The organism is Microbacterium sp. zg-YB36 (assembly GCF_024623575.2).
In the GTDB taxonomy this organism is placed as follows: Bacteria; Actinomycetota; Actinomycetes; order Actinomycetales; family Microbacteriaceae; genus Microbacterium.
In genome coordinates, this window is record NZ_JANJFD020000003.1 from 1 (window position 1) to 23,797 (window position 23,797).

Annotated in this window: 19 protein-coding genes; 9 read left to right on the plus strand and 10 right to left on the minus strand. The window is 71.4% G+C overall.

Going from position 1 to position 23,797, the window contains the following annotated elements; all coding sequences use genetic code 11:
* Positions 1-1,263, minus strand: a 1,263-nt coding sequence (locus NQ151_RS09285) for a glycoside hydrolase family 3 N-terminal domain-containing protein (RefSeq protein ID WP_257527898.1), incomplete at its 3' end; no start/stop codon positions are given.
* Positions 1,264-1,323: 60 nt separating this feature from the next.
* Here NQ151_RS09285 and NQ151_RS09290 point away from each other — a divergent pair.
* Positions 1,324-2,811 carry a carboxylesterase/lipase family protein gene (locus NQ151_RS09290; protein WP_257527899.1) on the plus strand — a complete coding sequence of 496 codons (1,488 nt, stop codon included), beginning with the start codon at positions 1,324-1,326 and terminating at the stop codon, positions 2,809-2,811.
* Here the strand turns inward: NQ151_RS09290 and NQ151_RS09295 are convergent.
* Genes NQ151_RS09295 through lplAB form a run of 3 tightly spaced genes read right to left on the minus strand, consistent with a single transcriptional unit; the run spans position 2,804 to position 5,791 of the window.
* Positions 2,804-3,790 (minus strand): LLM class F420-dependent oxidoreductase, encoded by a 987-nt coding sequence (locus NQ151_RS09295; RefSeq protein WP_257527900.1) that lies wholly within the window; start codon positions 3,788-3,790, stop codon positions 2,804-2,806. The genes NQ151_RS09290 and NQ151_RS09295 overlap by 8 nt on opposite strands.
* A 4-nt stretch (positions 3,791-3,794) precedes the next feature.
* Positions 3,795-4,763 carry a DNA-methyltransferase gene (locus NQ151_RS09300; protein WP_502883571.1) on the minus strand — a complete coding sequence of 323 codons (969 nt, stop codon included), beginning with the start codon at positions 4,761-4,763 and terminating at the stop codon, positions 3,795-3,797.
* A complete protein-coding gene (lplAB, locus tag NQ151_RS09305; protein ID WP_257507596.1) occupies positions 4,742-5,791 on the minus strand; it encodes a lipoate-protein ligase LplAB in 1,050 nt (349 codons plus the stop codon). Before lplAB ends, NQ151_RS09300 begins: the two co-directional genes overlap by 22 nt.
* Positions 5,792-5,981: 190 nt before the next feature.
* On the opposite strand from lplAB, the gene NQ151_RS09310 reads away from it, so the two are divergent.
* Complete coding sequence (locus NQ151_RS09310; protein ID WP_257507595.1) at positions 5,982-7,475, plus strand: DEAD/DEAH box helicase; 1,494 nt, start codon at positions 5,982-5,984, stop codon at positions 7,473-7,475.
* Between the two features lie 49 nt (positions 7,476-7,524).
* Here NQ151_RS09310 and NQ151_RS09315 read toward each other — a convergent pair whose 3' ends face one another.
* Positions 7,525-8,442 (minus strand): alpha/beta fold hydrolase, encoded by a 918-nt coding sequence (locus NQ151_RS09315; protein WP_257527901.1) that lies wholly within the window; start codon positions 8,440-8,442, stop codon positions 7,525-7,527.
* A 74-nt stretch (positions 8,443-8,516) separates the two neighbouring features.
* Positions 8,517-11,426, minus strand: coding sequence for a rhamnogalacturonan lyase family protein (locus NQ151_RS09325; protein WP_353477567.1), 2,910 nt, complete (start codon positions 11,424-11,426; stop codon positions 8,517-8,519).
* A gap of 208 nt (positions 11,427-11,634) precedes the next feature.
* Here NQ151_RS09325 and NQ151_RS09330 point away from each other — a divergent pair, with 208 nt between their 5' ends.
* A complete protein-coding gene (locus NQ151_RS09330) occupies positions 11,635-12,021 on the plus strand; it encodes a MarR family winged helix-turn-helix transcriptional regulator (RefSeq protein ID WP_502883572.1) in 387 nt (128 codons plus the stop codon).
* Between the two features lie 5 nt (positions 12,022-12,026).
* On the plus strand, positions 12,027-13,373 hold the full coding sequence (locus NQ151_RS09335; RefSeq protein ID WP_374113784.1) for an MFS transporter: 1,347 nt from the start codon (positions 12,027-12,029) through the stop codon (positions 13,371-13,373).
* Positions 13,374-13,409: 36 nt separating this feature from the next.
* Here NQ151_RS09335 and NQ151_RS09340 read toward each other — a convergent pair whose 3' ends face one another.
* The 4 genes from NQ151_RS09340 to NQ151_RS09355 all read right to left on the minus strand — a co-directional run bounded on the left by NQ151_RS09340 (position 13,410) and on the right by NQ151_RS09355 (position 17,755).
* Positions 13,410-14,660: a D-arabinono-1,4-lactone oxidase gene (locus tag NQ151_RS09340; RefSeq protein WP_257527902.1), complete on the minus strand. Its 1,251-nt coding sequence runs from the start codon at positions 14,658-14,660 to the stop codon at positions 13,410-13,412.
* A gap of 148 nt (positions 14,661-14,808) precedes the next feature.
* Positions 14,809-15,738: an LLM class flavin-dependent oxidoreductase gene (locus NQ151_RS09345; RefSeq protein WP_257527903.1), complete on the minus strand. Its 930-nt coding sequence runs from the start codon at positions 15,736-15,738 to the stop codon at positions 14,809-14,811.
* Positions 15,735-16,703, minus strand: coding sequence for an aldo/keto reductase (locus NQ151_RS09350; RefSeq protein WP_257527904.1), 969 nt, complete (start codon positions 16,701-16,703; stop codon positions 15,735-15,737). The genes NQ151_RS09345 and NQ151_RS09350 overlap by 4 nt, the downstream gene beginning before the upstream one ends.
* 41 nt (positions 16,704-16,744) lie before the next feature.
* Positions 16,745-17,755 carry a LacI family DNA-binding transcriptional regulator gene (locus tag NQ151_RS09355; RefSeq protein ID WP_257507588.1) on the minus strand — a complete coding sequence of 337 codons (1,011 nt, stop codon included), beginning with the start codon at positions 17,753-17,755 and terminating at the stop codon, positions 16,745-16,747.
* A 132-nt stretch (positions 17,756-17,887) separates the two neighbouring features.
* Between NQ151_RS09355 and NQ151_RS09360 the strand changes: the two genes are divergently transcribed.
* From NQ151_RS09360 to NQ151_RS09380, 5 genes are read left to right on the plus strand one after another with little or no spacing between them, the layout of a single operon-like run.
* Positions 17,888-18,268, plus strand: a complete 381-nt coding sequence (locus NQ151_RS09360) for an L-rhamnose mutarotase (RefSeq protein WP_257527905.1) — start codon at positions 17,888-17,890, stop codon at positions 18,266-18,268.
* Positions 18,265-19,431 carry an L-rhamnose isomerase gene (gene rhaI / locus NQ151_RS09365; RefSeq protein ID WP_257527906.1) on the plus strand — a complete coding sequence of 389 codons (1,167 nt, stop codon included), beginning with the start codon at positions 18,265-18,267 and terminating at the stop codon, positions 19,429-19,431. The genes NQ151_RS09360 and rhaI overlap by 4 nt, the downstream gene beginning before the upstream one ends.
* A gap of 4 nt (positions 19,432-19,435) precedes the next feature.
* Complete coding sequence (locus NQ151_RS09370; RefSeq protein ID WP_257527907.1) at positions 19,436-20,314, plus strand: alpha/beta hydrolase fold domain-containing protein; 879 nt, start codon at positions 19,436-19,438, stop codon at positions 20,312-20,314.
* Positions 20,311-22,347 (plus strand): bifunctional aldolase/short-chain dehydrogenase, encoded by a 2,037-nt coding sequence (locus NQ151_RS09375; protein ID WP_257527908.1) that lies wholly within the window; start codon positions 20,311-20,313, stop codon positions 22,345-22,347. Before NQ151_RS09370 ends, NQ151_RS09375 begins: the two co-directional genes overlap by 4 nt.
* The gene (locus tag NQ151_RS09380) at positions 22,344-23,783 is read left to right on the plus strand and encodes a rhamnulokinase (protein WP_257527909.1); all 1,440 of its coding nucleotides are present in this window, start codon (positions 22,344-22,346) and stop codon (positions 23,781-23,783) included. Before NQ151_RS09375 ends, NQ151_RS09380 begins: the two co-directional genes overlap by 4 nt.
* Positions 23,784-23,797 lie beyond the last annotated feature (14 nt).

Below are 23,797 nucleotides of genomic sequence, written 5' to 3' on the forward strand. Positions count from 1 at the left end.
CTCCGCCCCGCCCCCGCCCCCCCCCTCAACCCCCCCGGGGTGTGGGGGGGTGGCGGGGGGGGCGCCCGCCTCGGCCCGCAGCGCCGCGGCATCCGCTTCGGGGTCCGCGTCGCCGGTGAGGATGAACCCGGGTGCGAAGGCCACTTCCCCCGTGGCGAGTTCGCGGATCTCGGCGAGGGCGTTGTCCAGCCGGGTCGGGTTGATCAGCGACGACCCGGCGCCCTGGTAGCGGGGCGCGGCGGCGAACGCGCCGATCACGGCCAGTCGCGCGTCCGGCCGTAGCGGCAGCAGGTCGTCGTCGTTCTTCAGCAGCACGATCGAGCGGCCCGCCGCCTCCCGCGCCAGTGCGTGGTGGGCGTCGATGTCCAGCGGACCGGTCGCGGCGGGCCGGCGGCCGGCTTTGGCCACCAGATCGATCACCCGCTGCGCGGCGGTGTCCAGCGCCGCTTCGGCAAGCGTGCCGCCCCGGACGGCGGCGACCAGCTGCGCGTCGGTGCGCCCACCGCTGGCGGGCATCTCCAGATCCAGCCCCGCCGGCAGCCCCACGACGCGATCCTCGACGGCGCCCCAGTCCGAGACGACGAGGCCCTCGAAGCCCCACTCCTCGCGCAGCACCCGCGTGAGCAGCCACGGATCCTGCGACGCGTAGACGCCGTTGATCCGGTTGTACGCACACATCACCGTCCACGGCCGCGCCTGCTGCACGACCCGCTGGAAGCCGCGCAGGTAGATCTCCCGCAGCGGCCGCGGGTCGACGTCGGCGCTGACCCGCAGCCGGTCGGTCTCCTGGTTGTTGGCGGCGAAGTGCTTCAGCGACGCACCGACGCCGCGGGACTGGATGCCGCGCACCGCGGCCGCACCGAGCACCCCCGACACCAGCGGGTCCTCGGAGTAGTACTCGAAGTTGCGGCCACACAGCGGCATCCGCTTGATGTTGATGCCGGGGCCGAGCACGACCGCCACGTCCTCGATGGCCGCCTCGAGCCCGATCGCCGCGCCCACCCGCTCCACCAGCTCCGGGTCGAACGAGGAACCCAGCCCCACGGCGGGCGGGAAGCACGTCGCCGGCACGCTGGCGCCCAACCCCAGGTGGTCGGTCGCCTCGGTCTGCTTGCGCAGGCCGTGCGGGCCGTCGGTCATCATGATCGACGGGACGCCGGCGCTGTCGACGGCTTTCGTTGTCCAGAAGTCGGCGCCGCTGGTCAGCGAGGCTTTCTGCTCGAGGGTGAGTTCGGATGCTGGCGGAAGCGACTGCGCTGTCATGGGCACACCATATGTCACCCGGTTCGCAGCGGCGAGTGCCGGGCGGTTTACGCTTCAGCCATGAACGAACCCCCCGTCGTCACCACCGCAGCAGGCGCCGTGCGCGGGTTCTGGCGGGAGGATGCCGGCGCCGCGTCGGCGGCCTTCCTCGGCATCCCCTTCGCCCAGCCGCCGACCGGCGACCTGCGTTTCGCCGCGCCGGTACCGGTGCCGCCGTGGCAGGGCGTCCGCGATGCCACCGCGTACGGCGCCACCCCGCACCGCAACGCCGAGGGCATCACGCTCATCCCGGAGCCGTCGATCCCGGGCGAGTCGACCCTGAACGTCAACGTGTTCACCCCGCGGCCGGCCGACTCGGCCGCCCGGCTGCCGGTGCTGGTCTACATCCACGGCGGCGGGTTCACCTCGGGGTCGCCGGCGAGCCCTTGGTACGACGGGCGGGCGTTCAACCGCGACGGGGTGGTGACGGTCACGGTGTCGTACCGGCTCGGCTTCGACGGTTTCGGGGCGATCGAGGGCGCGCCGTCCAACCGCGGCGTCCGGGACTGGCTGGCCGGGCTGGAGTGGGTGCGGCAGAACATCGCCGCGTTCGGCGGCGACCCGGAGCGCGTCACGATCGCCGGGCAGTCCGCCGGCGGCGGCGCGGTGCTGGCGCTGCTGGGGATGCCCGCCGCCCAGCACCTCTTCCGCGCCGCGATCGCCCTGTCCGCCGCGATCGCCGACGTGCGGCCGCCGCGCGCCGCCCGGGCGGCCCGGCGACTGGCCACCCTGGCCGGGGTGCCCGCCACCCGCGCCGGCTTCGCCTCGGTGCCGGAGGAGCGGCTGTCCGCCCTGCAGGAAGCGGCGGGCAGGCCCGAGACAGCGGGCAGGCTTGCGCCGGTGCGGGACCTGCTCGACCAGGGGCCGCCTTGGGGGCCGCTGGTCGACGGCGATCTGCTGCCGCAGCCGACCCTCGAGGCGCTGGCCGCCGGTGTCGGCGCCGACAAACCTCTCGTGATCGGCGCGACCGACGACGAGTTCACCGGCGTCACCGAGGGACTGCACAAGACGCTGCGGTTCGTCCCGGCATCCATCGCGGTCGGCCTGGTGCTGCCGGACCGGGTGACGCGCCGCGGCTACCTCGCCGCGAACCGGCCGCAGCGCCGGCTCGGCACCGCGGCGGTGCTCGGCCGGTTCGTCACCGACCGGATTTTCCGCTCCCTCGTGATGCGGGTGGCCCAGGCACGAGCGACCGCGTCCGCGCCGACGTGGGTGTACCGGTTCTCGTGGGTCTCCCCCACCAAGCACTGGGCGATGCACTGCGTCGACGTGCCGTTCTGGTTCGACTGCCTCGACGCCGACGGGGTCGCCGCGATAGCCGGCGACGCGCCGCCGCGCGCCCTGGCCGACGCGGTGCACGGCTCGGCGGTCGCCTTCCTCCGCGAGGGCGACCCCGGCTGGACGCCGTGGACGTCGCAGCCGGGAGCCACCCGGGTGTTCGGCGGTGCGGCATCTGCCCCCGACGTGATCGCCGACGGGTACGCCGGCGTGCAGCCGCTCGTCAGCTGAGCGCGGGGATCACCTCGCGCTCGAACAGCTCGACGCCGGAGCGGTCGTACGCCATCTCCGGGAAGTAGTGGATCGCGTAGGCCAGGCCCCGATCGCGCATGTCCTGCAGCCGTTCGATCGCCTGCGCCGGCGTGCCGACGAGGGCCCGGTCGGAGTGGTAGTCGGCCATGAACCCTTCGGTCGCGTCGCCGAGGAACGGGGCCACCCGCGCCTCGATGGCCGCAAGCCGGTCGGCGACGTCGGCCTCGGTCGCGCCGATCACGGTGTTGAAGTTGGCCGACAGCACGATCTCGGCCGGGTCCCGGCCGATGTCGGCGCAGTGCGCTTCGAGGATCTGCTTCTTGTGACTGAACTCCGCCGGCACGCTGGACCAGTTGGTGTACTGCGCATACTCCGCGGCGATGCGGAGGGTCTTCTTCTCGCCGCCGCCGGCGATCCACAGCGGAATGCCGCCGGCCTGCCGCGGCAGCGGCTGCACGATCGCGCCGTCGAGCTGGTAGTGCTCGCCGTCGAGGGTCGCCTGTCCGGTGGTCCACGCCTGCCGCATGATGTCGACGCCCTCGGCGAGCATCTTCAGCCGCTGGCCGATGCCGGGGAACCCGTAGCCGTAGGCACGCCACTCGTGCTCGTACCAGCCGGCGCCGATGCCCATCTCGACCCGTCCGGCCGAGACGTGGTCGACGGTCGCGGCGACCTTGGCGAGGTAGGCGGGGTTGCGGTACCCCATGCACGTGCACATCTGGCCGAGCCGGATGCGGCTGGTCGACGCGGCGAACGCAGCCATCAGGGTCCACGCCTCGTGGGTGGCCTCGTCACTCGGGACCGGGACGGTGTGGAAGTGGTCGTACACCCAGAGGGACTCCCAGGGCCCGGCATCCGCCTGCTGGGCGAGGCTCCGCATGAGGGGCCAGTGGTCGGCCGGGTCGATGCCGACGAGGTCGTGACGCCAGCCCTGGGGGAGGAAAGTTCCGAATCGCATGCGGTCAGCCTACGGATTCCACGGGCCCTGGCTGCAACGTTTCAGTGCGGTGGATCGTGGCGTGCGGCATCCGCGTGCGCATGATCTCGATGGCCTCGGTGTTGGCGTCCACCAGCACCGCGTCGCGGCCGAGTGCCGACGCGACCGCGCCGGTGGTGCCGCTGCCGGCGAAGAGGTCCAGCACGCGGTCGCCGGGGCGGCTGGAGGCCTGCACGATGCGCCGCAGGATGCCCTCGGGCTTCTGCGTCGGGTAGCCGGTCTTCTCCCGTCCCGACGTCGGCACGATGGTGTGCCACCACACGTCGGTGGGGAGCTTGCCGCGTGCCGCCTTCTCGGGGGTCACCAGGCCGGGGGCCATGTAGGGCTCCCGGTCCACGGCGGTGGAGTCGAAGTGGTAGCCGCGGGGATTCTTGACGTACACCAGGATCGTGTCGTGCTTGGTGGGCCAGCGGCTGCGGCTCTTGGCGCCGTAGTCGTAGGCCCAGATCAGCTCGTTGAGGAACCGGTCCCGCCCGACGAGGGCATCCAGCAGCACCTTGGCGTAGTGGGCCTCGCGGTAATCCAGGTGCAGGTACAGCGTGCCGTCGTCGGCGAGCAGGCGCCAGGCCTCGGCGAGGCGGGGCTCGAGGAAGTCCCAGTAGTTCTCGAACCGGTCGTCGTAGCGGCTGAGGTCGCCGCGCAGGCGGGAGTATTCGCGCCCGCGGAACCCGGTCTTCACCGGATCGGCGTCGGAATTCAGCCTCAGCGGCGCAGATCCCCCGTTTTCGGCCGGTTCGTCGCTCTCAGCCTGAATCCTGACGGCGGATTCGACGGCACGCTTCTGCGTGCGGCCGGTGTTGAACGGCGGGTCGAGGTAGATGAGGGTGAAGGAGCCGTCGTCGAGGGTGCGCGCGACGGAGAGGTTGTCGCCGTGGTGGATGTCGACGCGGCCGGGTTGCTCGCCTGCGCCGATCACGGAACCCGGTGCAGCCACGCGTCGGTGGCGAACTTGGACTGTACGAGGGCCTCGGCTTCGGCGTACTCGTCCTCGGTGATCTGCCCCTCGGTCGCGCCGTACAGGTTGGCGAAGGTGGTCTTGAACCGCTCGATGATCTCCTCCCGCGGCAGGCCGGTCTGGCTGCGCAGCGGATCGACCCGCTTGGCGGCAGAGGCGGTGCCCTTGTCGCTGAGCTTCTCCCGGCCGATGCGCAGCACCTCGGTCAGCACCTGCCCGTCCATGTCGTAGCTGAGGCTCGCGTGGTGCAGCACCCCGCCGTTGGCGAGGCGCTTCTGCGCGGCCCCGCCGATCTTGCCCTGGGGGGAGGAGATGTCGTTGAGCGGCTTGTAGGTGGCGTCGATGCCCAGCGACCGCAGCGCCTGCAGGGCCCAGTCGTCGAGGAAGGCGTACGAATCCGCGAAGGTCATGCCGGCGACGAGGGATGCCGGCACGTACAGCGAGTACGTGATGATCCACTCCGCGGAGATCAGCATGGCCCCGCCGCCGGAGATGCGACGTACGACCTCGAAGCCGTGCTTGGCAGCCCCCTCGGGGTCGACCTCGTTGCGGTACGACTGGAACGAGCCGATCACGACGGCGGACGAGTCCCACGTCCAGATGCGCATGGTGGGCTTGCGGCGGCCGTCGCCCACCCGGGCGGTGAGCACCTCGTCCAGGGCCAGGTTCATGTGCGGCGACAGCGGCCGGTCGTGCACGATCTCCCACTCGAAGTCGCGCCAGCCGGGTGCGGTCACCAGCGCCCGCCGCACGGCGGTGCCGACCGATTCGGGGGTGAATCCCAGTAACTGCGCACCGGCGGGAAGTGCCGAGCGCACGGCCGCCGCGATCGTGGCCACGTCGGCCTCGACGGGAAGCCCCGTAACGGCGGCGTTTATGTCGGCCAGGGCGTCATCGGGCTCGAGGAAGAAGTCCCCCGCGAGGCGGAAGTCGGTGATCAGCCCCTCGTCGACTTCGAGATCAACGACGACGAGTTTGCCGCCTGGAACCTTGTACTCACCGTGCATGCGTCAACCCTACGGGCCCCGCTGATAGACTGGGGGAAGCGGCCACGTGCCGCTACGTCGTCGTCACGACTCCCCGATCCAGGTCGCGGCATCTTTTCGAACGGCGAACCGAAGCGCGAATCCGCGCCGTCGCCATACCGCACCCGAGACCTTCACGACTTCTCCGTGCGCCCTGCCCGAAAGCACTTCCATGTCTTCTTCTTTCCTGTCCCTCGGCGTGCCCGAGAAACTCGCCCAGGTGCTTGCCGCCGAAGGCAAGACCGAGGCGTTCGCCATTCAGCGCGACACCCTCCCCGACTCCCTCGCCGGGCGTGACGTGCTCGGCCGCGGCCGCACCGGCAGCGGCAAGACCATCGCCTTCGCCCTTCCCATGGTCGCCCGCCTCTCCGGCGCCGCAGCGTCGGGCCGTCGCCCCGGTCGCCCCCGCGGCCTGGTGCTGGCCCCGACCCGCGAGCTCGCCACGCAGATCGCCGCGGTCATCGCACCGCTGGCAAACGCCGTGGGCCTGACCGTCACCACGATCTTCGGTGGCGTCAGCCAGCGCCCGCAGGAGCAGGCGCTCGGTCGCGGCGTCGACATCGTCGTGGCCTGCCCCGGCCGCCTCGAGGACCTCATGAAGCAGAAGGTCGTCGACCTCTCCGCCGTGGAGATCGCCGTGCTGGACGAGGCCGACCACATGGCCGACCTGGGCTTCCTGCCCGGTGTCACCCGCATCCTCGCCGCCACGCCCGCCGGTGGTCAGCGTCTGCTGTTCAGCGCGACGCTGGACCGCGGCGTCGACGGCCTGGTGCGCAAGTTCCTGCGCGACGAAGTCCGTCACGAGGTCGACGAGTCCAGCGTGCCGCAGGGCGTCATGACCCACCGCGTGTTCGTGGTGCACGGCACCGACGACAAGACCGCGCTGGTGCGTCACCTCGCGTCCGGCCGTGGCCGCCGCATCCTCTTCACCCGCACCAAGCACCAGGCAAAGAAGCTCGCCAAGCAGCTGACCGCGTCGGGCATCCCGGCGGTCGACCTGCACGGCAACCTGTCGCAGGGTGCTCGTGACCGCAACCTCGCCTCATTCGGCGCGGAGCTGTCCAAGGGCGGCGTCCGCGTCCTGGTCGCCACCGACGTCGCAGCCCGCGGCGTGCACGTGGACGACGTCGAACTCGTCGTGCACGTCGACCCGCCCATGGAGCACAAGGCGTACCTGCACCGCTCGGGCCGCACCGCCCGCGCCGGCGCCGAGGGCGTCGTCGTGACGGTGGCCCTGCACGCCCAGCGCAGCGAAGTGAAGGACCTGCTGCGCAAGGCCCAGGTGGCCGCCGCGCTCGAGGCCGTCACCCCGCACGGCTCCGAAGTGTCCGTTCTCGTCGGCGAGCCCGCCGATCACGTCACCCCCGCACCCGAGGCCCCCGCCCAGCGCGGCGGCGGCGGTGGCGGTGGCGGCCAGCGCGGCGGCGGTCGGTCGGAGCGCCCCGAGCGTTCCGGCGCCGGTGGCGGCGGTGCCCGCCGTGGCGGTGGCGGACGTGGCCGTGACGGTCAGGGGTCGGGTCAGGGCGCACCTCGTGCGGCCGGCGCCCCGGCATCCGCTCGTCCTGCGCAGCGCGCCTCGCGCCCGACCACCGGCAGCACGGTCGCGGACATCCGCGCCACCGCCGGCACAGGTCGCGGTCGCGGCTCACGCCGCGCCAACGGCTGACCCCTCACGCCCCAAAACGCTGAGACCGCATCTGGCGGCCGAGACCGTGTTATTTACCGCTGTCTCGGCCGCCAGTTGCTGTTTCACGGTCCAGGGAGGCGGCGGGGACGGGGCCGGCGGATGCCGCGGGGAAGCGGGCGGCGAGCCAGGTGAGCAGGTCGCCTCGCACGTCGGCCTGCGCCACCTCGTTGAAGATCTCGTGCCGGGCCTCGGGGTAGACCAGGGTGGTCACGTCCGTGAAGCCGCAACGGCGCCGGTAGGCATCGGCCAGGCGGTGCACGCTGCGCGGCCCGCCGACCGTGTCGTCCCGCCCGACCTGCAGCAGCACGGGCATATCGACGCCGAGCCCGCGCCGCGGCCGGCCGAACAGCCGCAACCCGTCGATCAGCCCGAACAGCTTCGCCAGGGGAACGGTCGTCGTCAGCGGATCGTCGATGAAGGCCTGGCAGACGGCGGCATCCGACGACAGCCACTCGGTACCCAGCGCACCGGGCGAGTGCCACGGCGCGTTGAGGTTGCCGGCGTTCAGCGATCCCGGCCAGCGCAGCGCTGACCCCGACAGCACGACCGCGTCATACGCTTCGGGGTGCTCATCGACGAGCATCTGCGCCAGGAACGACCCCCAGGAATGCCCCAGCAGCACCAGCGGCAGCGCGGGATTGTCCTCGTGGATGATCTGGGTCAGCTGCCACACGGCCGCCTTCGCGGCCCGCAGCCCGCCTTTGCCGAGCCGCCCGAGCTTGCTGACATCGCCGTTGTGCTGGCGGATGCCGGTGCGCCCGTGCCCGCGGTGATCGTCGGCGTAGACGATGTAGCCGGCGTCGGTCAGCGCCGCGATCAGGGCGCCGTAACGGCCGGCATGCTCGCCGACGCCGTGCAGCAGTTGCACGGCGGCGCGGGGTTCGGTGCGGGCGGGGTGTACGTCGTACACGATCGCGATGCCGTGTGCGTCGATGAACTCGGGCATGCCGATGATTCTAGGGTCGCCCCACGCACACGGAAGGCCCCGCACGAAGCGGGGCCTTCCGTGTGCGACGAGCCTCAGCGGCGGCAGGCCGCCGCGGGGTAGGCCACCTCGTACGTCGAGGTGTAGCTGACGCCGCCTGAGACCGTGGATGCCGTGACGGTCGCGGTGCCGGCCGGGATCGACCGCTCACCGGTGTTGTGCAGCTCGGTGACGACGCCCAGGCGCTTGAGGGTCTTGTGCTTCTCAGCGTCGAGCACCGAGATGTGCACGTCGACCTTCTGCGGTCCCGCGTTCAGCGCGAACACGCCGACGAAGACCTTGTTCCCCACGCAGTGCGCATAGGCGCGGGTCACCAGCGGCACCGCCTGGCCCTTCTTGACCACTGCGGTGGCCGAGGGGTCGGACGGGTCCGATGCGCCGGCGGCGCTGACCGCGACGACGGTCGCCGTCCACTTGCCCGGTGCGACGCGCGTGAACAGGGCGCTGCGGGCATCGGCTGCCACCTCCTGCACGAGCGGCTCGCCCCGCTCCGGGGTGAGGGTGACGACGTAGCCGGTGATGTCGTGCGTGCCGGGTTCAGCGGGTGCCTCCCACGTCACGGTGACGCCGTCGGTGCCGACTGCGATACCCGGGGCTGCGACCGGCTGCGGGGCTGCCCGCAGCGGTACCCCGGCGAAGTCCATGCCGGAGGCGAGGTGGAACCCGGTGTAGGCCGGCTGGTTGTACGCCGTCTGCTGCCGCGCGATCTCGGCCCGGTACTGCGGGTCGTGCATGAGCGTGTACAGCTTGTGGCCGGTCACCTCGGTGGACACGAACAGCCGCAGCGCGCTGGAGTCTGCGGTGCGCACCAACAGCTCTTCCCGCCAGTCGCCGAGGACGTCGGCGACCAGTGACGGGTTGCCCTTGGTGCCGTTGTTGGTGCGGGTGTCGGATGCCGTCACAAGGGTGCCGCGCGTCCAGTCGTCGATCGTCGGGGTGACCGCCTCGGCGCCGTTGACGATCTGAGTGGTGAGATCCCCTGCCCACCGGATCGACATGTTGGTGCCGGGGTTGGTGGATGCCAGCACGTCGCCGGTCGCCGACAGCAAGCCGGAGGCATCCGTCCCCGCCGGCATGCTCGACCAGACCTCCATGCCGGGGACGTCGGTGCGGACGTCGCCGATCAGGCCGCGGCCGGTGTCGCGGCCCGAGTAGGCGCCGAAGATGACCTCGCCGGTGGCGGCGTCGCGCAGCGCGGTGCCGTAGGGAGCCCACGCGCCACCCTCGTGGACGGTGAAGATCTCGAGCCCCGGGCGCGCCGGGTCGATGTCGGTGACGTGCATGGCGTCGCCGTGACCGAGGCGGGTGTTCTCACCGGGGGCGCCGCTTCCTTCGGGCATGACATCGAACGACGAGTACAGCAGCGATCCGTCGTCGTCGAGGGTCGCCGAGCCGTACACGACCTCCTGCTTGCCGTCGCCGTCGACATCGGCGGCGCTGAGGCTGTGGAAGCCCTGCGTCGTGATGGTGCCGTACTGCGGGTCGGTGCCGTCGCGGCCGTGCGGGCCGTCGTTGAACGGGTTCGTCATCGGCACGTGGCCGCTGTCGACGAACCATCGCTGCGTGAGCGCGGTGCCGTCCCAGTCGTAGGTGGCGATCGTGGAGCGGGTGTAGTAGCCGCGGGCGAACACCGCCGACGGCCGTTCTCCGTCGAGGTAGGCCACGCCGGAGAGGAACCGGTCGACGCGGTTGCCCGGTTCGATACGGCTCATCGCGTAGTCGCCCCACAGCAGGCCGTCGTCGCCGCGGCCCGGCTGGTAGGGGACCGTCTGAAGTTCCGCTCCGGTGGCGCCGTCGAACACGGTGAGGTACTCGGGGCCGTCCAGGATGAAGCCTTCGAACGCGCGCAGCACGTTGCGGGCCGACCTGCCCGGCGCGTAGACATCGATGAAGTAGTCGACCAGCTCCTCGGCGGACTCCCGCGACAACGGGTACTCGTGGGTCACCTCGGTGCCGAAGGCCTGCTCGAGGGTGGCCGGCCACTGGCCGGAGATGACCTCTTCGCGCTCGGACCAGCCGAGGAACATCTCGACGAGGTGCTCCTCGTAATCGGCGGCGCTCATGCGGTAGTCGTCGTCGTGCGAGTAGCCCGCTGCGACATCTTCGGCCGGCATCGTGACGTAGGCCTCGTTCGTGACCGAACCGTCAGCGGCGTAGCCGATCGACCTCGTCCCCGGCGCGGTCTTGAGGATCGTCTCCGACCGTCCGTCGCCGTCGAAGTCGTAGACGAGGAACTGCGTGTAGTGCGCACCGGCGCGGATGTTGGCGCCCAGCTCGATGCGGTTCAGCAGCGTGCCGTCCAGCTCGTAGGTGTCGATGAACACCGGTCCGGTGTAGCCGACCTGCGAGACGTCCTTGGCGTTGGACGGGTCCCACTTGACGACGTACTCGTAGGCCCCGTCACCGTCCACGTCGCCCACCGACACGTCGTTCGCGGCGTATGTGTAGGCCTCCCCTGCGGGTGTGACGCCGTCAGCGGGTCGGGTCAGCGGGATGTCGAGGTGTCCCTGGGCCAGTGGCGCGGTGGCCGGGCTCGGCTCGCCCTCGCGGCCGGCGAGCACCGGGGCGACCTGGTAGGTCGCGGCGGCGGATCCCGCAGCGTCCAGGAAGTTGGTGCTGTCGGTGACGGTGGCGATCTTCGCACCGTCCCGATAGACGACGAAGTCGGTGCCGACCAGGCCGGTGTCACCGGCGCCGTAGGCCTCGCCCTGCAGCAGGCGCCAGCTGACGAACACCCCCGACGCGGTGCTCACGGCAACGACGCCGCGGTCGAGCCTCTCCAGTTGCGGGGATGAGGTGCCGGGGCCGGAGGTGGGGGCGGATGCCGCGGCATCCGCCCCGGTGGCACTGGCGGCGTGGACCGGAAGCACCAGCGCAGCGGCCGTGACGGCGGCAGCGATGGTCATCCGGGTGGACGAACGGGTCCATGGGACAGGGGTTCTCATGCGGTTCACCTTTGAATCGGATTTGCTTGGAATGCGCTTTCCCCAGTCGCAGGTCGAGCCTAGAGGTCTGCACACCGCCGGGTCAACGCCCATCGGACCCCATTTTGCTTAGCAACACTAATGAGCTACGCTAAGGACCTGTATGAGTTCGCCACACGCCTCCCCCTCCCCCTCGCCGGACCTATCGACCTCGGCCTCCGACCTGCGCATGGCCACGTTTCGCCTCGCCCGGCGCCTGCGCGCCCAGCGCGCGGTGGATGCCATGAGCGACGGCCAGTTCGCCGTGCTCGCCGCGCTCACTACGCACGGCGACCATACCCTCGGCGAACTCGCCGACCGGGAACGGGTCTCCGCGCCGTCGATGAACCGCACCGTGAACTGCCTCGAGGAGTCGGGCTACATCGTGCGCACCCCCGACGAGCAGGACCGCCGCAAGGTGAACATCTCGCTGACCGAGACCGGACGGGCCGTCGTCGAGGAGACCACCCGCCGCCGCGACTCATGGCTCGAGCAGGCGTTCGCCTCGCTGACCGACGCCGAGCGCGCCGTGCTCGCGCAGGCCGCCGACATCATGCGGGAGGTGGCGTCGCGATGAGCGCCATGTTCCGCTCCTTCTCCGTGTTCAACTACCGCGTCTGGTTCATCGGCGCGCTCGTCTCCAACGTCGGCGCCTGGATGCAGGCGACGGCACTGAGCTGGGTCGTGCTGACCGAACTGACCAACAACGATGCCGGCGCGATGGGCGTCACGATGGCGCTGCAGTTCGCCCCGCCGCTGCTGCTGGTCGGGGTCACCGGCTGGGTGGCCGACCGGTTCGACCGGCGGCGGCTGCTCATGATCACGCAGAGCTCGCTCCTGGTGATCGGCGTGATCATCGGTTCGCTGCTACTGGCAGGCGTCATGACGCTGCCGCTGATGTACGCCTTCGCGCTGCTGCTGGGCGTCGTGGCCGCCTTCGACAACCCCAGCCGTCAGGCGTTCGTATCCGACCTGGTCACCCGGGAGAACGCCTCCAACGCGGTCGCGCTCAACGCGGCATCCTTCAACGGGGCCCGCATGATCGGTCCGGCCGTCGCCGGTGTCCTGATCGTGGTGGTCGGCACCGGCTGGGTGTTCTTCGTCAACGCCGTCACCTTCATCGCGATGATCGTGGCGCTGCTGCTGATCCGCACCGGTGAGCTGATCCCCCGCGTGCACGCCTCCGGGGCGTCGCGGCTTGCCGACGGCATCCGCTACGTCGGCAAGCGCCCCGACCTCATGGTCGCGTTCGCGATGGTGTTCCTGCTCGGCGCGTTCGGCATGAATTTCCCGATCTTCGCCTCGACGATGGCGCTGGAGTTCGGGCAGGAAGCCGATGGCTACGGCCTGCTCAGCTCGATCCTGGCTGTCGGCTCGCTCATCGGCGCGCTGCTGGCCGCCCGCCGCGACCGCGCCCGCATCCGCGTCGTCATCGGCGGCACCGCGCTGTTCGCCGTCGCGGCGACCGTGTCGGCGTTCATGCCGAACTACTGGCTGTATGCCCTGACGCTCATGCTCACCGGGTTCGCGGTCGTGACGACCCTGACCACCGCGAACGGCTACGTGCAGACCACCACCGACCCCGCGTTGCGCGGTCGGGTGCTGGCGCTGTACATGGCGATCCTGATGGGCGGCACGCCCATCGGTGCCCCCATCGTCGGCTGGGTGGCTGCGGAATTCGGCCCGCGCAACGCCATCCTGCTGGGAGCCGTGGCGGCCTTCGCGGCGTTCCTGATCGGTGCGATCTGGCTGCTCGCATCCGGGCGGGTCACCCGCACCGAGTCGCGCCGGTTCCACCTCACGCTCGGCGAGACCCGGCCACTGTCGGTCGTGTCCCCGGAGTCGTTCTCCGACGAGATCGCCGCGACCACGCCGATCCGCCTGCCCGACGACGAGGCGGCGCCGCGCGTGCGCAAGCGCGCGGGCTGAGGCTGAGGCTGCGGGCGGGCGCGCGCGGCATCCGCGTCAGCGCGGCTCGCGCACCCCGACACGCACCAGGTGGTCGTTGACGAAGCGCCCATCGGGGTCGAGCCGCTCGAACACCGCACGCGCATCGGCCAGGCGTGGGTGCACGCGCTGCATCGCGGCGCGGTCGAACCGGTGCGCCTTGCCCCAGTGCGGGCGGGCGTGAAACGGCGCGAGGGCCGCCTCGATGGGCGGCAGCATCGCCGCGACGCCGTCGGGATGGTTGTGCCAGGTGAAGTGGATGATCGCGACATCGCGGCGGTAGGCCGGGCTGAGCCACAGCTCATCGGCGGCGGCCGTGCGAAGCTCGGTGACGATGAGGTGCGGACGGATGCCGTCGCCCAGCTGCCGCACCGCCGTCAGCGCCGCCGCGGCATCCGCCCGGTCCACGAAGTACTCGCTCTGGATCTCGTCGCCGAACGACGGCTCGGCGTCGAGGCGGAAGTGCGGTAACCGCTGCAGCCAAGGGCCGGGGACACCGGCGAGCTCGGTGACGTTGTCCGCGTCGCTCAGCGGTGACTCGCCGCCGGTGGCGCGCACGCCGTCGAGCAGGGTGTCAGGGACGGGGTCGTCGTCGGCATCCAACCGCGTCTTCACCCACGCGTAACCTATCGAGCCCGGCTCCCACAGGGAGAACAGCGACACGCTGTAGCCGGCGGAGGTGAGCTCGTCGTACCCGGCGAGCGCGGCGTCCCACGTGATGCCGGTGTAGATGTCCTGCCGCACCCGGAACGTCGGCTGCACATCGAGGGTCAGCGACACCAGGATGCCGAACGCGCCCAGCCCCACCGCGAGGGCGGGGAAGTCGGGGTCGCCGCGGCGCACCTCGTGCAGGTCGCCGTCGGCGCCGACGTAGCGCAGCGCCCGCACCGCCGCCGACAGCACGCCGTTGCGGTCGCCCGACCCGTGGGTGCCGGTGGCGGTGGCCCCGCCGACGTTGATGTGCGGGAGCGACCCGAGGTTGCCCAGGGCCCAGCCGCGCTCCTCGAGCCACAGCGCGAGTTCGCCGTAGCGGGTGCCGGCGCCGACGGTGACGGCGCGGTCCTCGACGTCGAGGTGGAACGCCGGGTCGATGCCGGTGACATCGATGAGCGTGCCGTCGGTGTCGGGGAGGTCGGTGAAGGAGTGCCGCGTGCCCAGCGCATGCACGCGGCCGCCGGCGGCGACGAGGCGCCGCACGTCATCGATGGTCTCGGCGGCCTCGATCCGCGGCGCGCGGTAGGTGTAGGTCCCTGCCCAGTTGCGTGGCATCCTCGCCCCTTCTCCCCCGCGTTTTCACGGTCCCCACAACCTAGCCGTCGAGTGAGTATTCGTGCTGCCGAGTGAGTATTCGCGGTCGCGAGTGAGTATTCGCGGTGAATACTCACTCGACGCGACGAATACTCACTCGGCAGCGGGGTCAGAGGACGGCGGCGAGCGACTCCAGCGCGGCAACGGGATCGCCCAGCGGCGCGAACACCGAACTGTGCACGCCGGCGGCTGCCAGCTCGTCGATGCGCGCCCGCACCTGCGCGGGCGTGCCCGCCAGCGCCAGCTGCGCGACCCACTCGTCGGGAAGCGCCTGCGCGAACTCCTCGCGCGACGCGCTGCGAGCCCGGAGGGCATGGAACTCCGCCGCGAACGGCAGCGGGTCGATGTGAGGCGCCCAGCCCGGCTCCCCGATCCACGCCAGCGCGGGCCGGGCCGCGGCGAGCGCGGCAGCGGCATCCGCATCGACGGACCCGACGTTGTACGCGACGAGCCGATGACCGGATGCCACACCGATCCGTTCCACCGCGGCGCGGGCGTACTCCGGGGTCACCGGCTCCGCCAGCACCGTGCCATCGGCGATGCGCCCCGACAGCGCGAGCGAACGCGGCCCGCGCACCCCCAGCAGCAGCGGCGGCGGGTCGGCCGGGACACTGGAGGCGTCCAGGCGCACACCGCCGGCGATCGCGTCGCCGCGCAGCAGCGTACGCAGCGTCGTCACGTGCGTGTCGAGGGTGCGCAGCGGCCGGTCGGTCCACGCCCCGACGGACCGCATCCACTCCGGCATCCCGTGCCCGATGCCGGCGTGCAGCCGGCCGGGAAAGAGCTGCGCGAGGGTGGCCAGCTCCATCGCGCCGAACGCCGCGTTGCGGGCACCGGCGGGCAGGATGCCCAGCCCCACCCGGATGCGCTCGGTCCACGCCAACACGGCGCCGGCCTGCGCGATGCCGCCGCGGAACCCGAGATCCTCCACGACCCACAGCTCATCGAACCCGAGGGCTTCTGCCCGAAGCGCGAACTCGCGCACGCGCGCCGGAGCGATGTTGCGGGGCAGTATCACCCCGATGTCGGGGCGGGTCACCTCGCGTCCCGGGCGTCCCTGGCGTCCTGCGCGTCCTGCGCGGCCAGCGGCGTGGGAGCAGGGCCTAGCCCGTCCAGCGCGACCCAGAGCGCGTCGGGCACCGTCACCGCGTGGAGGGCGAGCAACTGCTCCAGCCGCGGGATGGACGCGATCCCCACGATCGTGGAGTCCACCAGCGGCGAGCGCAGCGAGAAGTGCAGCGCGGCCGCGGCCAGCGGCACGCCGTGGTCGGCACACACCTCCTCGGCGCGGGCGATCCAGGCGACCAGCTCCGGCGGCGCATCGACGTAACCGTAGGTCGCGCGGGAATTCGCGCCCTTGGCGAGGATGCCGGCCCCGAACGGTGCCGCGTTGAACACGCCCATGCCCCGGCGACGCGCCTCGGTGAACAGCGCCTCGGCGCTGCGGTCGACGAGGGTATAGCGATTGTGGGAGAGGACGACGTCGAACAGCCCGGTTTCGACGTACTCGGTCATGAGCGGGATGGGACCGGCGGCGATGCCGATCGCATCGACGGCGCCGGCGTCGCGCAGTTCGCGCAGCGCGTCCACCGCGCCTCCGGGTGCGGTGGCCTCGGCGAACGTGACGCTGTACGGATCGTGGAAGTGCAGGATCTCGACCCGGTCCAGCCCCAGCCGGGCCAGGCTCTCTTCGTAGGAGCGCAGCACCCGGTCGCGGCCGAAGGCGCCGGTCACAGGATCGCGATCGACCTTGGTCGCGATGCGGGCGGTCGCGCGAGACCCCACCGCCGCCAGCCCCAGCCCCAGCACCGTCTCGGAGCGGCCGTCGCCGTAGTTGTTGGAGGTGTCGATGAGCGGGATGGGGCCGGTCAGGAACGCCGCCGCGACCCTGACAGCCTCGGCCTCTTCGGGCGAGCCGGGCAGGCTCTGCTTGCCGAGCGCAGAGGTGCCGAGGGTGAGTTCGCCCACCGTCAGTCCCGTCGCGCCGAGATCGGTGTGTCGCATGGTGCACTGCCTTCCCTGATGGTGCTCGTCGAGCCGCCGGCTCACGCGCTCTCGGTGGAGTCGCGCACCACCAGCTCGGGCTGGAAGCGCACGTTGCGCTCGTGGTCCGCTGTCGGATCGGCCAGCTCCGCCAGCAGCAGATCCACCGCGGTGTAGCCGATGAGGCTGGCCGGCTGACGGATGGAACTCAGCGGCACGACGGTGGATGCCGCGAAGTCGATGTCGTCGTAGCCGATGAGCGCGATGTCGTCGGGGATGCGCACGCCCGACATGATCGACAGCGCCTGGATCGCACCGACGGCGAGCAGGTCGTTCGCCGCGAAGATCGCGTCGGGCCTCGCGGTCATGCCGCGCTCGAGAACGGCAAGCCCTGCCTCCCGGCCGTGCAGCACGGTGAGGGCCGGCATCTCCACGACCTCCAGCGTCGCGCCGGCGACGGCCTCCACGGCCCGCCGCGCGCCCTGGAGGCGATCGGCGACCTGGCGCAGCGCCTGCGGCCCGCCCAGGAACATCAGGCGCCGCCGGCCACCGGCGAGCAGGTGGGATGCCGCGAGAAACCCGCCTTCGACGTCGTCGACCGACACCGAGCAGAACCCCGAATCGGGCATCTCGCGGTCGACGAGGATCACCGGCGTACCGGCATCCCGCAGCCGCGTCAGCCGCCCGATGTCGTCGGTGGTCGGGGTGATCAGCACGCCGTTGACCCGCTGCTCGAGGAAGAGGTCGAGATATCGCGCCTCGCGCGGAGCGTCCTCGTCGGCGTTGCCCAGCAGCACCGCCATGTCCGCTTCGTCGGCGCGCGCCTCGGCGCCGCGGGCGACATCGGCGAAGAACGGGTTGCCCGCATCCAGGACGACCAGGCCGATACTGCGACTGCGTCCGACCCGCAGCTGGCGGGCCGCGTCGTTGCGCACGAAGCCGAGCTGCTCGATGGCCCGCTGCACGCGTTCGACGGTGGCGGGCGCGACCTTCTCCGGCCGGTTCAGCACGTTGGAGACCGTGCCGACAGAGACCGTGGCCGCCGCAGCGACGTCCCTGATACTGACGACCATCCGCGTCCCCTCGTCCGTCGCCCAGGTTATCGAGTGCGGCGACGCGCTGGGGCAAACGCTATCCGATTGCGCGGAGGTACAGGGATGAGTTACCCTTTTGAAACGATTCACTCCCTCCGAACAGGAACCTCAATGACGAGACAGCCACAACGCGTCTGCTTCCAGCTGCAGATCGAGCCTGAACTGCTCGACGAGTACATCCGCCGCCACAGCCCCGTCTGGCCGGAGATGCTGGCAGAGATCGCCGCCTCCGGCCGGCGCAACTACTCGCTGTTCCTGGGCGACGGCGGCCGCCTGATCGGTTACTACGAGACCGACGACGACGACGCCGCTCAGGCCTACCTCGCCGCCTCCCCCGTCGCCGCGCGCTGGGAGGCCGAAATGTCCCGGTTCTTCGTGGGCCTGCAGGGCCGGCCCGACCAGGCATCCACTCCGCTGACCGAGATCTTCAACCTCCACGATCAACTGGCCGCATCCGTCGCGACCACCGACACGACAGAGAGCACCCGATGAGCATCCTCACCCCCGACATCCAGGCCGCCCTGGCCCAGCAGGGCATCGAACTGCCCTCGTGGGCGTTCGGCAACTCCGGTACCCGGTTCCGCGTGTGGACCACCGAAGGAACCCCGCGCGACCCGTTCGAGAAGATCGCCGACGCCGCCGAGGTCAACCGCGTCACCGGTCTTGCCCCCTCGGTGGCACTGCACATCCCGTGGGACAAGGTCTCGGACTACAGCGTGCTGCGTCGTCATGCCGAGGACCTGGGCGTGAAGCTCGGCACGATCAACTCCAACACGTTCCAGGACGAGGACTACAAGTTCGGCGCCCTCACGCACGAGAACGAGGCCATCCGCCGCAAGGCGATCGACCACCACATCGAGTGCGTCGACGTGATGGATGCCACGGGCTCCCGTGACCTGAAGATCTGGCTCGCCGAGGGGTCGAACTACCCCGGCCAGACCGACATGCGCTCCCGTCAGGACCGCCTGCAGGACTCGCTGCAGCAGATCTACGCCCGCCTGACCGGCGAGCAGCGGCTCGTGCTGGAGTACAAGTTCTTCGAGCCGTCGTTCTACCACACCGATGTTCCCGACTGGGGAACGTCCTACGTGCAGGTCGCCGCCCTCGGCGAGCGCGCCATGGTGTGCCTGGACACCGGCCACCACGCGCCCGGCACCAACATCGAGTTCATCGTGATGCAGCTGCTGCGCCTGGGCAAGCTCGGCTCGTTCGACTTCAACTCGCGCTTCTACGCCGACGACGACCTCATCGTGGGCGCGGCCGACCCGTTCCAGCTGTTCCGGATCCTGTTCGAGGTCATCCGCGGCGGTGGCCTGAACAACCCCGACGTGGCGTTCATGCTGGACCAGTGCCACAACATCGAGGCGAAGATCCCCGGTCAGATCCGCTCCGTGCTCAACGTGCAGGAGATGACCGCTCGCGCGCTGCTGGTCGACCACAACGCGCTCGCCGCGGCGCAGACGGCGAACGACGTGCTCGGAGCGCAGGCGGTGTTCATGGATGCCTTCTACACCGACGTGCGTCCCGCACTGGCCGAATGGCGCGAGTCGCGCGGGCTTCCCGCCGATCCGATGGCCGCGTATGCCGCCTCCGGATACCAGGAGAAGATCGAGGCCGAGCGCGTCGGCGGGACCCAGGCCGGCTGGGGAGCCTGACCCGATGACGGAGCCGTTCGCCGCCGCCGACGACCGCACGCTGGACGGTCCGCACGGCCCGTTCGGCGTGCGCGTCTACGCCCCCGCGGAGCCCGCCCGCGTGGGCCTGGTGTGGGCCCACGGCGGCGGATTCGCCGGCGGCGACCTCGACATGCCCGAGGCGGACTGGGTCGCCCGGCAGCTGGCCGACCGCGGCATCGCGGTGGTCTCGGTCGACTACGCCCTCGCCCCGGTGCCGGCCGGATGGACGATGCCCCCGGCGGGCAACACGCGCGAGCGCCTGCGCTACCCGGTCGCCTCCGAGGAGGTCGGGTTCGCGTTCACCTGGGCCGTCGGTTCGGGCCTCGTCGCCGGGCCCTGGGCGCTGGGTGGGGCCAGCGCCGGCGCCAACCTCGCCACCGGCGCCGCGCTGCGCCTCGTGCACAAGGGCGGCCCGGTTCCTGCGCTGGTGGCGCTCGCGTACCCCACGCTCCACGCGGTGCAGGATGCTCCGGATGCCGACCTGCGGGCGCTGCTGGACGCCGACCCCGACGCCGATCGGTTCGGTCCCGACGTCGTCCGCCGCATGTACGAGAACTACCTGGGTGGGTCGCTGGACGCCGCCGACGTCTACGCGGTCCCCGGCGCCGCGACAGCCGCACAGCTGGCGGGGTTCCCGTCCGTGCTCATGATCAACGGCGAGGCGGACGAGCTGCGCATGTCGGGCGAGGCGTTCGCGCGCTCGCTCTCGGCAGCCGGCGTCCCCATCGAGGCCGTGACCGAACGCGGCACCCAGCACGGCCACCTCAACCGGCCCGACGAGGCCGCAGCATCCGCCTCGATCAAGCGCATCGCCGCCCGACTTTCTGCACTTTCTCCCGCCACCGAAGGAACTCCCTCATGACCAACCCCGCAGCAGCCGAACTGATCGCCCGCAGCAACCGCCTGGGCGCGAACCCGAAGAACACCAACTACGCCGGCGGCAACACGTCCGCGAAGGGCACCGACACCGACCCCGTGACGGGGGAGCCGGTCGAGCTGCTGTGGGTCAAGGGCTCCGGCGGCGACCTCGGCACCCTGACCGAGGCGGGCCTTGCCGTGCTGCGCCTTGATCGCATGCGGGCGCTCGTGAACGTGTACCCCGGCGTCGAGCGCGAAGACGAAATGGTCGCCGCGTTCGACTACTGCCTGCACGGCAAGGGCGGCGCCGCCCCCTCGATCGACACCGCGATGCACGGACTGGTGGATGCCGCGCACGTGGATCACCTGCACCCCGACAGCGGCATCGCGATCGCGACCGCCGCCGACGGCGAGGAGCTGACCGCCACCATCTTCGGCGACAAGGTCGTGTGGGTGCCCTGGCGCCGCCCCGGCTTCCAGCTGGGTCTGGACATCGCCGAGATCAAGGCGCAGAACCCGCAGGCCATCGGCTGCATCCTCGGCGGCCACGGCATCACCGCGTGGGGCGAGACCTCCGAGGAGTCCGAGCGCAACTCGCTGTGGATCATCGAGACGGCGGCGACCTACATCGCCGAACACGGCAAGGCCGACCCGTTCGGCGGCATCCGCGCCGGCTTCGACGCCCTCCCCGAGGCCGAGCGTCACGCCCGTGCCGCAGCGCTGGCCCCGACGATCCGCGGCATCGCCTCGACCGACAAGCCGATGGTGGGCCACTACACCGACAGCGCCGCCGTGCTGGACTTCCTCGCCGCCGAGAAGGCGCCGTACCTGGCCGGGCTCGGCACCAGCTGCCCCGACCATTTCCTGCGCACCAAGGTCAAGCCGCTCATCCTCGACCTGCCGGCCACGGCGACCGTGGACGAGCAGTTGGCGCGCCTGCAGGAACTGCACGCCGAGTACCGCGCCGACTACCAGTCGTACTACGACGCGCACGCCGACGCCGATTCCCCCGCGATCCGCGGCGCCGACCCGCTCATCGTGCTGGTGCCGGGCGTGGGCATGTTCAGCTACGGCGCGAACAAGCAGACCGCGCGGGTGGCCGGTGAGTTCTACGTCAACGCCATCAACGTCATGCGCGGCGCCGAGTCGCTGTCGACCTACAGCCCCATCTCGGATGCCGAGAAGTTCCGCATCGAGTACTGGGCGCTGGAAGAGGCCAAGCTGCAGCGCATGCCCAAGCCCAAGACGCACCAGGGGCGCATCGCGTTCGTGACCGGCGCGGCCTCCGGCATCGGCAAGGCCATCGCCACCCGCCTGGCCGCCGAGGGCGCCTGCGTCGTCGTGGCCGACCTCGACCTCGAGAAGGCGCAGGCCGCCGCCGCCGAGCTCGGCGGTACCGACGTGGCGATCGGCGTCGCGGCGAACGTGGCGGATGCCGCGGGCGTGCAGGCCGCGATCGACGCGACCGTGCTCGCCTTCGGCGGCATCGACCTCGTCGTCAACAACGCCGGGCTGTCGCTGTCCAAGCCGTTGCTGGAGACCACCGAGAAGGACTGGGACCTGCAGCACGACGTCATGGCGAAGGGCTCGTTCCTCGTCGCCAAGGCCGCCGCGAAGGCGCTCATCGCGCAGAAGATGGGCGGCGACGTCATCTACATCTCCTCGAAGAACAGCGTCTTCGCCGGCCCCAACAACATCGCGTACTCGGCGACCAAGGCCGACCAGGCCCACCAGGTGCGTCTGCTCGCGGTGGAACTGGGCGAGCACGGCATCCGGGTCAACGGCATCAACCCCGACGGCGTCGTGCGAGGCTCCGGCATCTTCGCCGCCGGCTGGGGCGCCAACCGCGCCGCGACGTACGGCGTGAAGGAAGAGGACCTCGGCCAGTACTACGCCAACCGCACCATCCTCAAGCGCGAGGTCGTCCCCGAGAACGTCGCCGACGCGGTGTACGTGCTCACCGGACCGGAGCTGACCCGCACCACGGGTCTGCACATCCCGGTGGACTCCGGCGTCGCCGCCGCCTTCCTGCGATGAGCGGGTCGGGCTCGACGGGGTCCGGCGCCGTTGCGGCGGTCGACCTCGGCGCCACCAGCGGGCGGGTCATCGTCGGCCACGTCGGGCCCGACACGCTGGAGGCCACCACGGTCGGCCGGTTCCCCAACGACCCGGTTGTGACCGTCGATGGGCTGCACTGGAACCTGCTCGGGCTGTACGGCGGCGCGCTGACCGGTCTTCGGGAGGCGTTCCGGCAGGCGCCGGACATCGCGAGCATCGGCGTGGACTCGTGGGCGGTCGACTACGGACTGCTGCGGGCCGGCCGGCTGCTGGGTTCGCCCTTCCACTACCGCGACACCCGCACCGAGCGGGGCGTCGCGGCGGTGCACGAGCGGATGCCGCACGCTGGGCTGTACCGGCGCAACGGGCTGCAGTTCCTGCCGTTCAACACGTTGTACCAGCTGGCCGCGGAGCCCGCGGAGCTCTTGGACTTCGCCGACACCGCGCTGCTGGTGCCCGACCTGATCGGGTACTGGCTCACCGGCCACGCCCGTGCCGAGTCAACCAATGCCTCGACCACGGGGCTGCTGCGCGGTGGCGGCAGCGGCTGGGATGACGAACTGATCGCCGCGCTGGGCCTTCCCCGCGGCATCCTGCCGGAGCTCATCGCTCCGGGCGAGCGCCTCGGGGCGCTGCTGCCGGAGGTGGCGGCATCGCTCGGCGCCGCGTCGTCGGTGGGCGTGACGGCGGTCGGCTCCCACGACACCGCTTCGGCGGTCGTGGCGGTGCCGATGCGGGCGGAGTCGGCGGCCTACATCTCCTGCGGGACGTGGGGCCTGGTCGGCGTGGAAGTGGAGAGCCCCGTGCTCACGGCGGAGGCGCTCGATGCGAACTTCACCAACGAGGGCGGCGTGGACGGCCGCGTGCGGCTGCTGCACAACGTGATGGGCCTGTGGGTGCTGAGCGAGGCGGTGCGCGGCTGGGAGCGGGAAGGGCACCGCATCGACCTGCCGACGCTGCTGGATTCGGCGGCCGAAGTGGATGCGGCATCCGTGCCGGTGTTCGACGTCGACGACCCGCGGTTCATGCCGCCGGGCGACATGCCCGCGCGCATCGACGCGTGGTGCGCGGAGCACGGTGTCGCTGCTCCCCGCTCGCGCGCCGAGTACACCCGGTCGATCGTGGAGTCGCTGGCGCAGGCGTTCGCCGACACGGCCCGGCTCGCCGGGCGCATCGGCGGCGTGGACGTGCAGACGATCCACATCGTCGGCGGCGGGTCCCTGAACCGGCTGCTGTGCCAGCGCACCGCCGACCGCGCCGGGCTCGAGGTGCTGGCCGGTCCCGTCGAGGCGACCGCGCTGGGGAACCTGCTGGTGCAGGCGCGCGCCGCCGGCCTGGTGTCGGGGTCCCTCGAGTCTCTGCGCGATCTCGTGGCCCGCACCCACGCGCCCACGCGCTACACCCCGCGCCCCTGACCTCCGCTGCCGAG

Excerpts from the sequence above, each read along its gene's own strand:
- lplAB (WP_257507596.1), bottom strand. The coding sequence starts at position 5,791 with ATGCACGGTGAGTACAAGGTTCCAGGCGGCAAACTCGTCGTCGTTGAT.
- NQ151_RS09335 (WP_374113784.1), top strand. The coding sequence starts at position 12,027 with ATGTTCCGCTCCTTCTCCGTGTTCAACTACCGCGTCTGGTTCATCGGC.
- NQ151_RS09325 (WP_353477567.1), bottom strand. The coding sequence starts at position 11,426 with ATGAGAACCCCTGTCCCATGGACCCGTTCGTCCACCCGGATGACCATC.
- NQ151_RS09380 (WP_257527909.1), top strand. The coding sequence starts at position 22,344 with ATGAGCGGGTCGGGCTCGACGGGGTCCGGCGCCGTTGCGGCGGTCGAC.
- NQ151_RS09375 (WP_257527908.1), top strand. The coding sequence starts at position 20,311 with ATGACCAACCCCGCAGCAGCCGAACTGATCGCCCGCAGCAACCGCCTG.
- rhaI (WP_257527906.1), top strand. The coding sequence starts at position 18,265 with ATGAGCATCCTCACCCCCGACATCCAGGCCGCCCTGGCCCAGCAGGGC.
- NQ151_RS09310 (WP_257507595.1), top strand. The coding sequence starts at position 5,982 with ATGTCTTCTTCTTTCCTGTCCCTCGGCGTGCCCGAGAAACTCGCCCAG.
- NQ151_RS09360 (WP_257527905.1), top strand. The coding sequence starts at position 17,888 with ATGACGAGACAGCCACAACGCGTCTGCTTCCAGCTGCAGATCGAGCCT.
- NQ151_RS09330 (WP_502883572.1), top strand. The coding sequence starts at position 11,635 with ATGGCCACGTTTCGCCTCGCCCGGCGCCTGCGCGCCCAGCGCGCGGTG.
- NQ151_RS09340 (WP_257527902.1), bottom strand. The coding sequence starts at position 14,660 with ATGCCACGCAACTGGGCAGGGACCTACACCTACCGCGCGCCGCGGATC.
- NQ151_RS09315 (WP_257527901.1), bottom strand. The coding sequence starts at position 8,442 with ATGCCCGAGTTCATCGACGCACACGGCATCGCGATCGTGTACGACGTA.
- NQ151_RS09350 (WP_257527904.1), bottom strand. The coding sequence starts at position 16,703 with ATGCGACACACCGATCTCGGCGCGACGGGACTGACGGTGGGCGAACTC.
- NQ151_RS09355 (WP_257507588.1), bottom strand. The coding sequence starts at position 17,755 with ATGGTCGTCAGTATCAGGGACGTCGCTGCGGCGGCCACGGTCTCTGTC.
- NQ151_RS09370 (WP_257527907.1), top strand. The coding sequence starts at position 19,436 with ATGACGGAGCCGTTCGCCGCCGCCGACGACCGCACGCTGGACGGTCCG.
- NQ151_RS09295 (WP_257527900.1), bottom strand. The coding sequence starts at position 3,790 with ATGCGATTCGGAACTTTCCTCCCCCAGGGCTGGCGTCACGACCTCGTC.
- NQ151_RS09290 (WP_257527899.1), top strand. The coding sequence starts at position 1,324 with ATGAACGAACCCCCCGTCGTCACCACCGCAGCAGGCGCCGTGCGCGGG.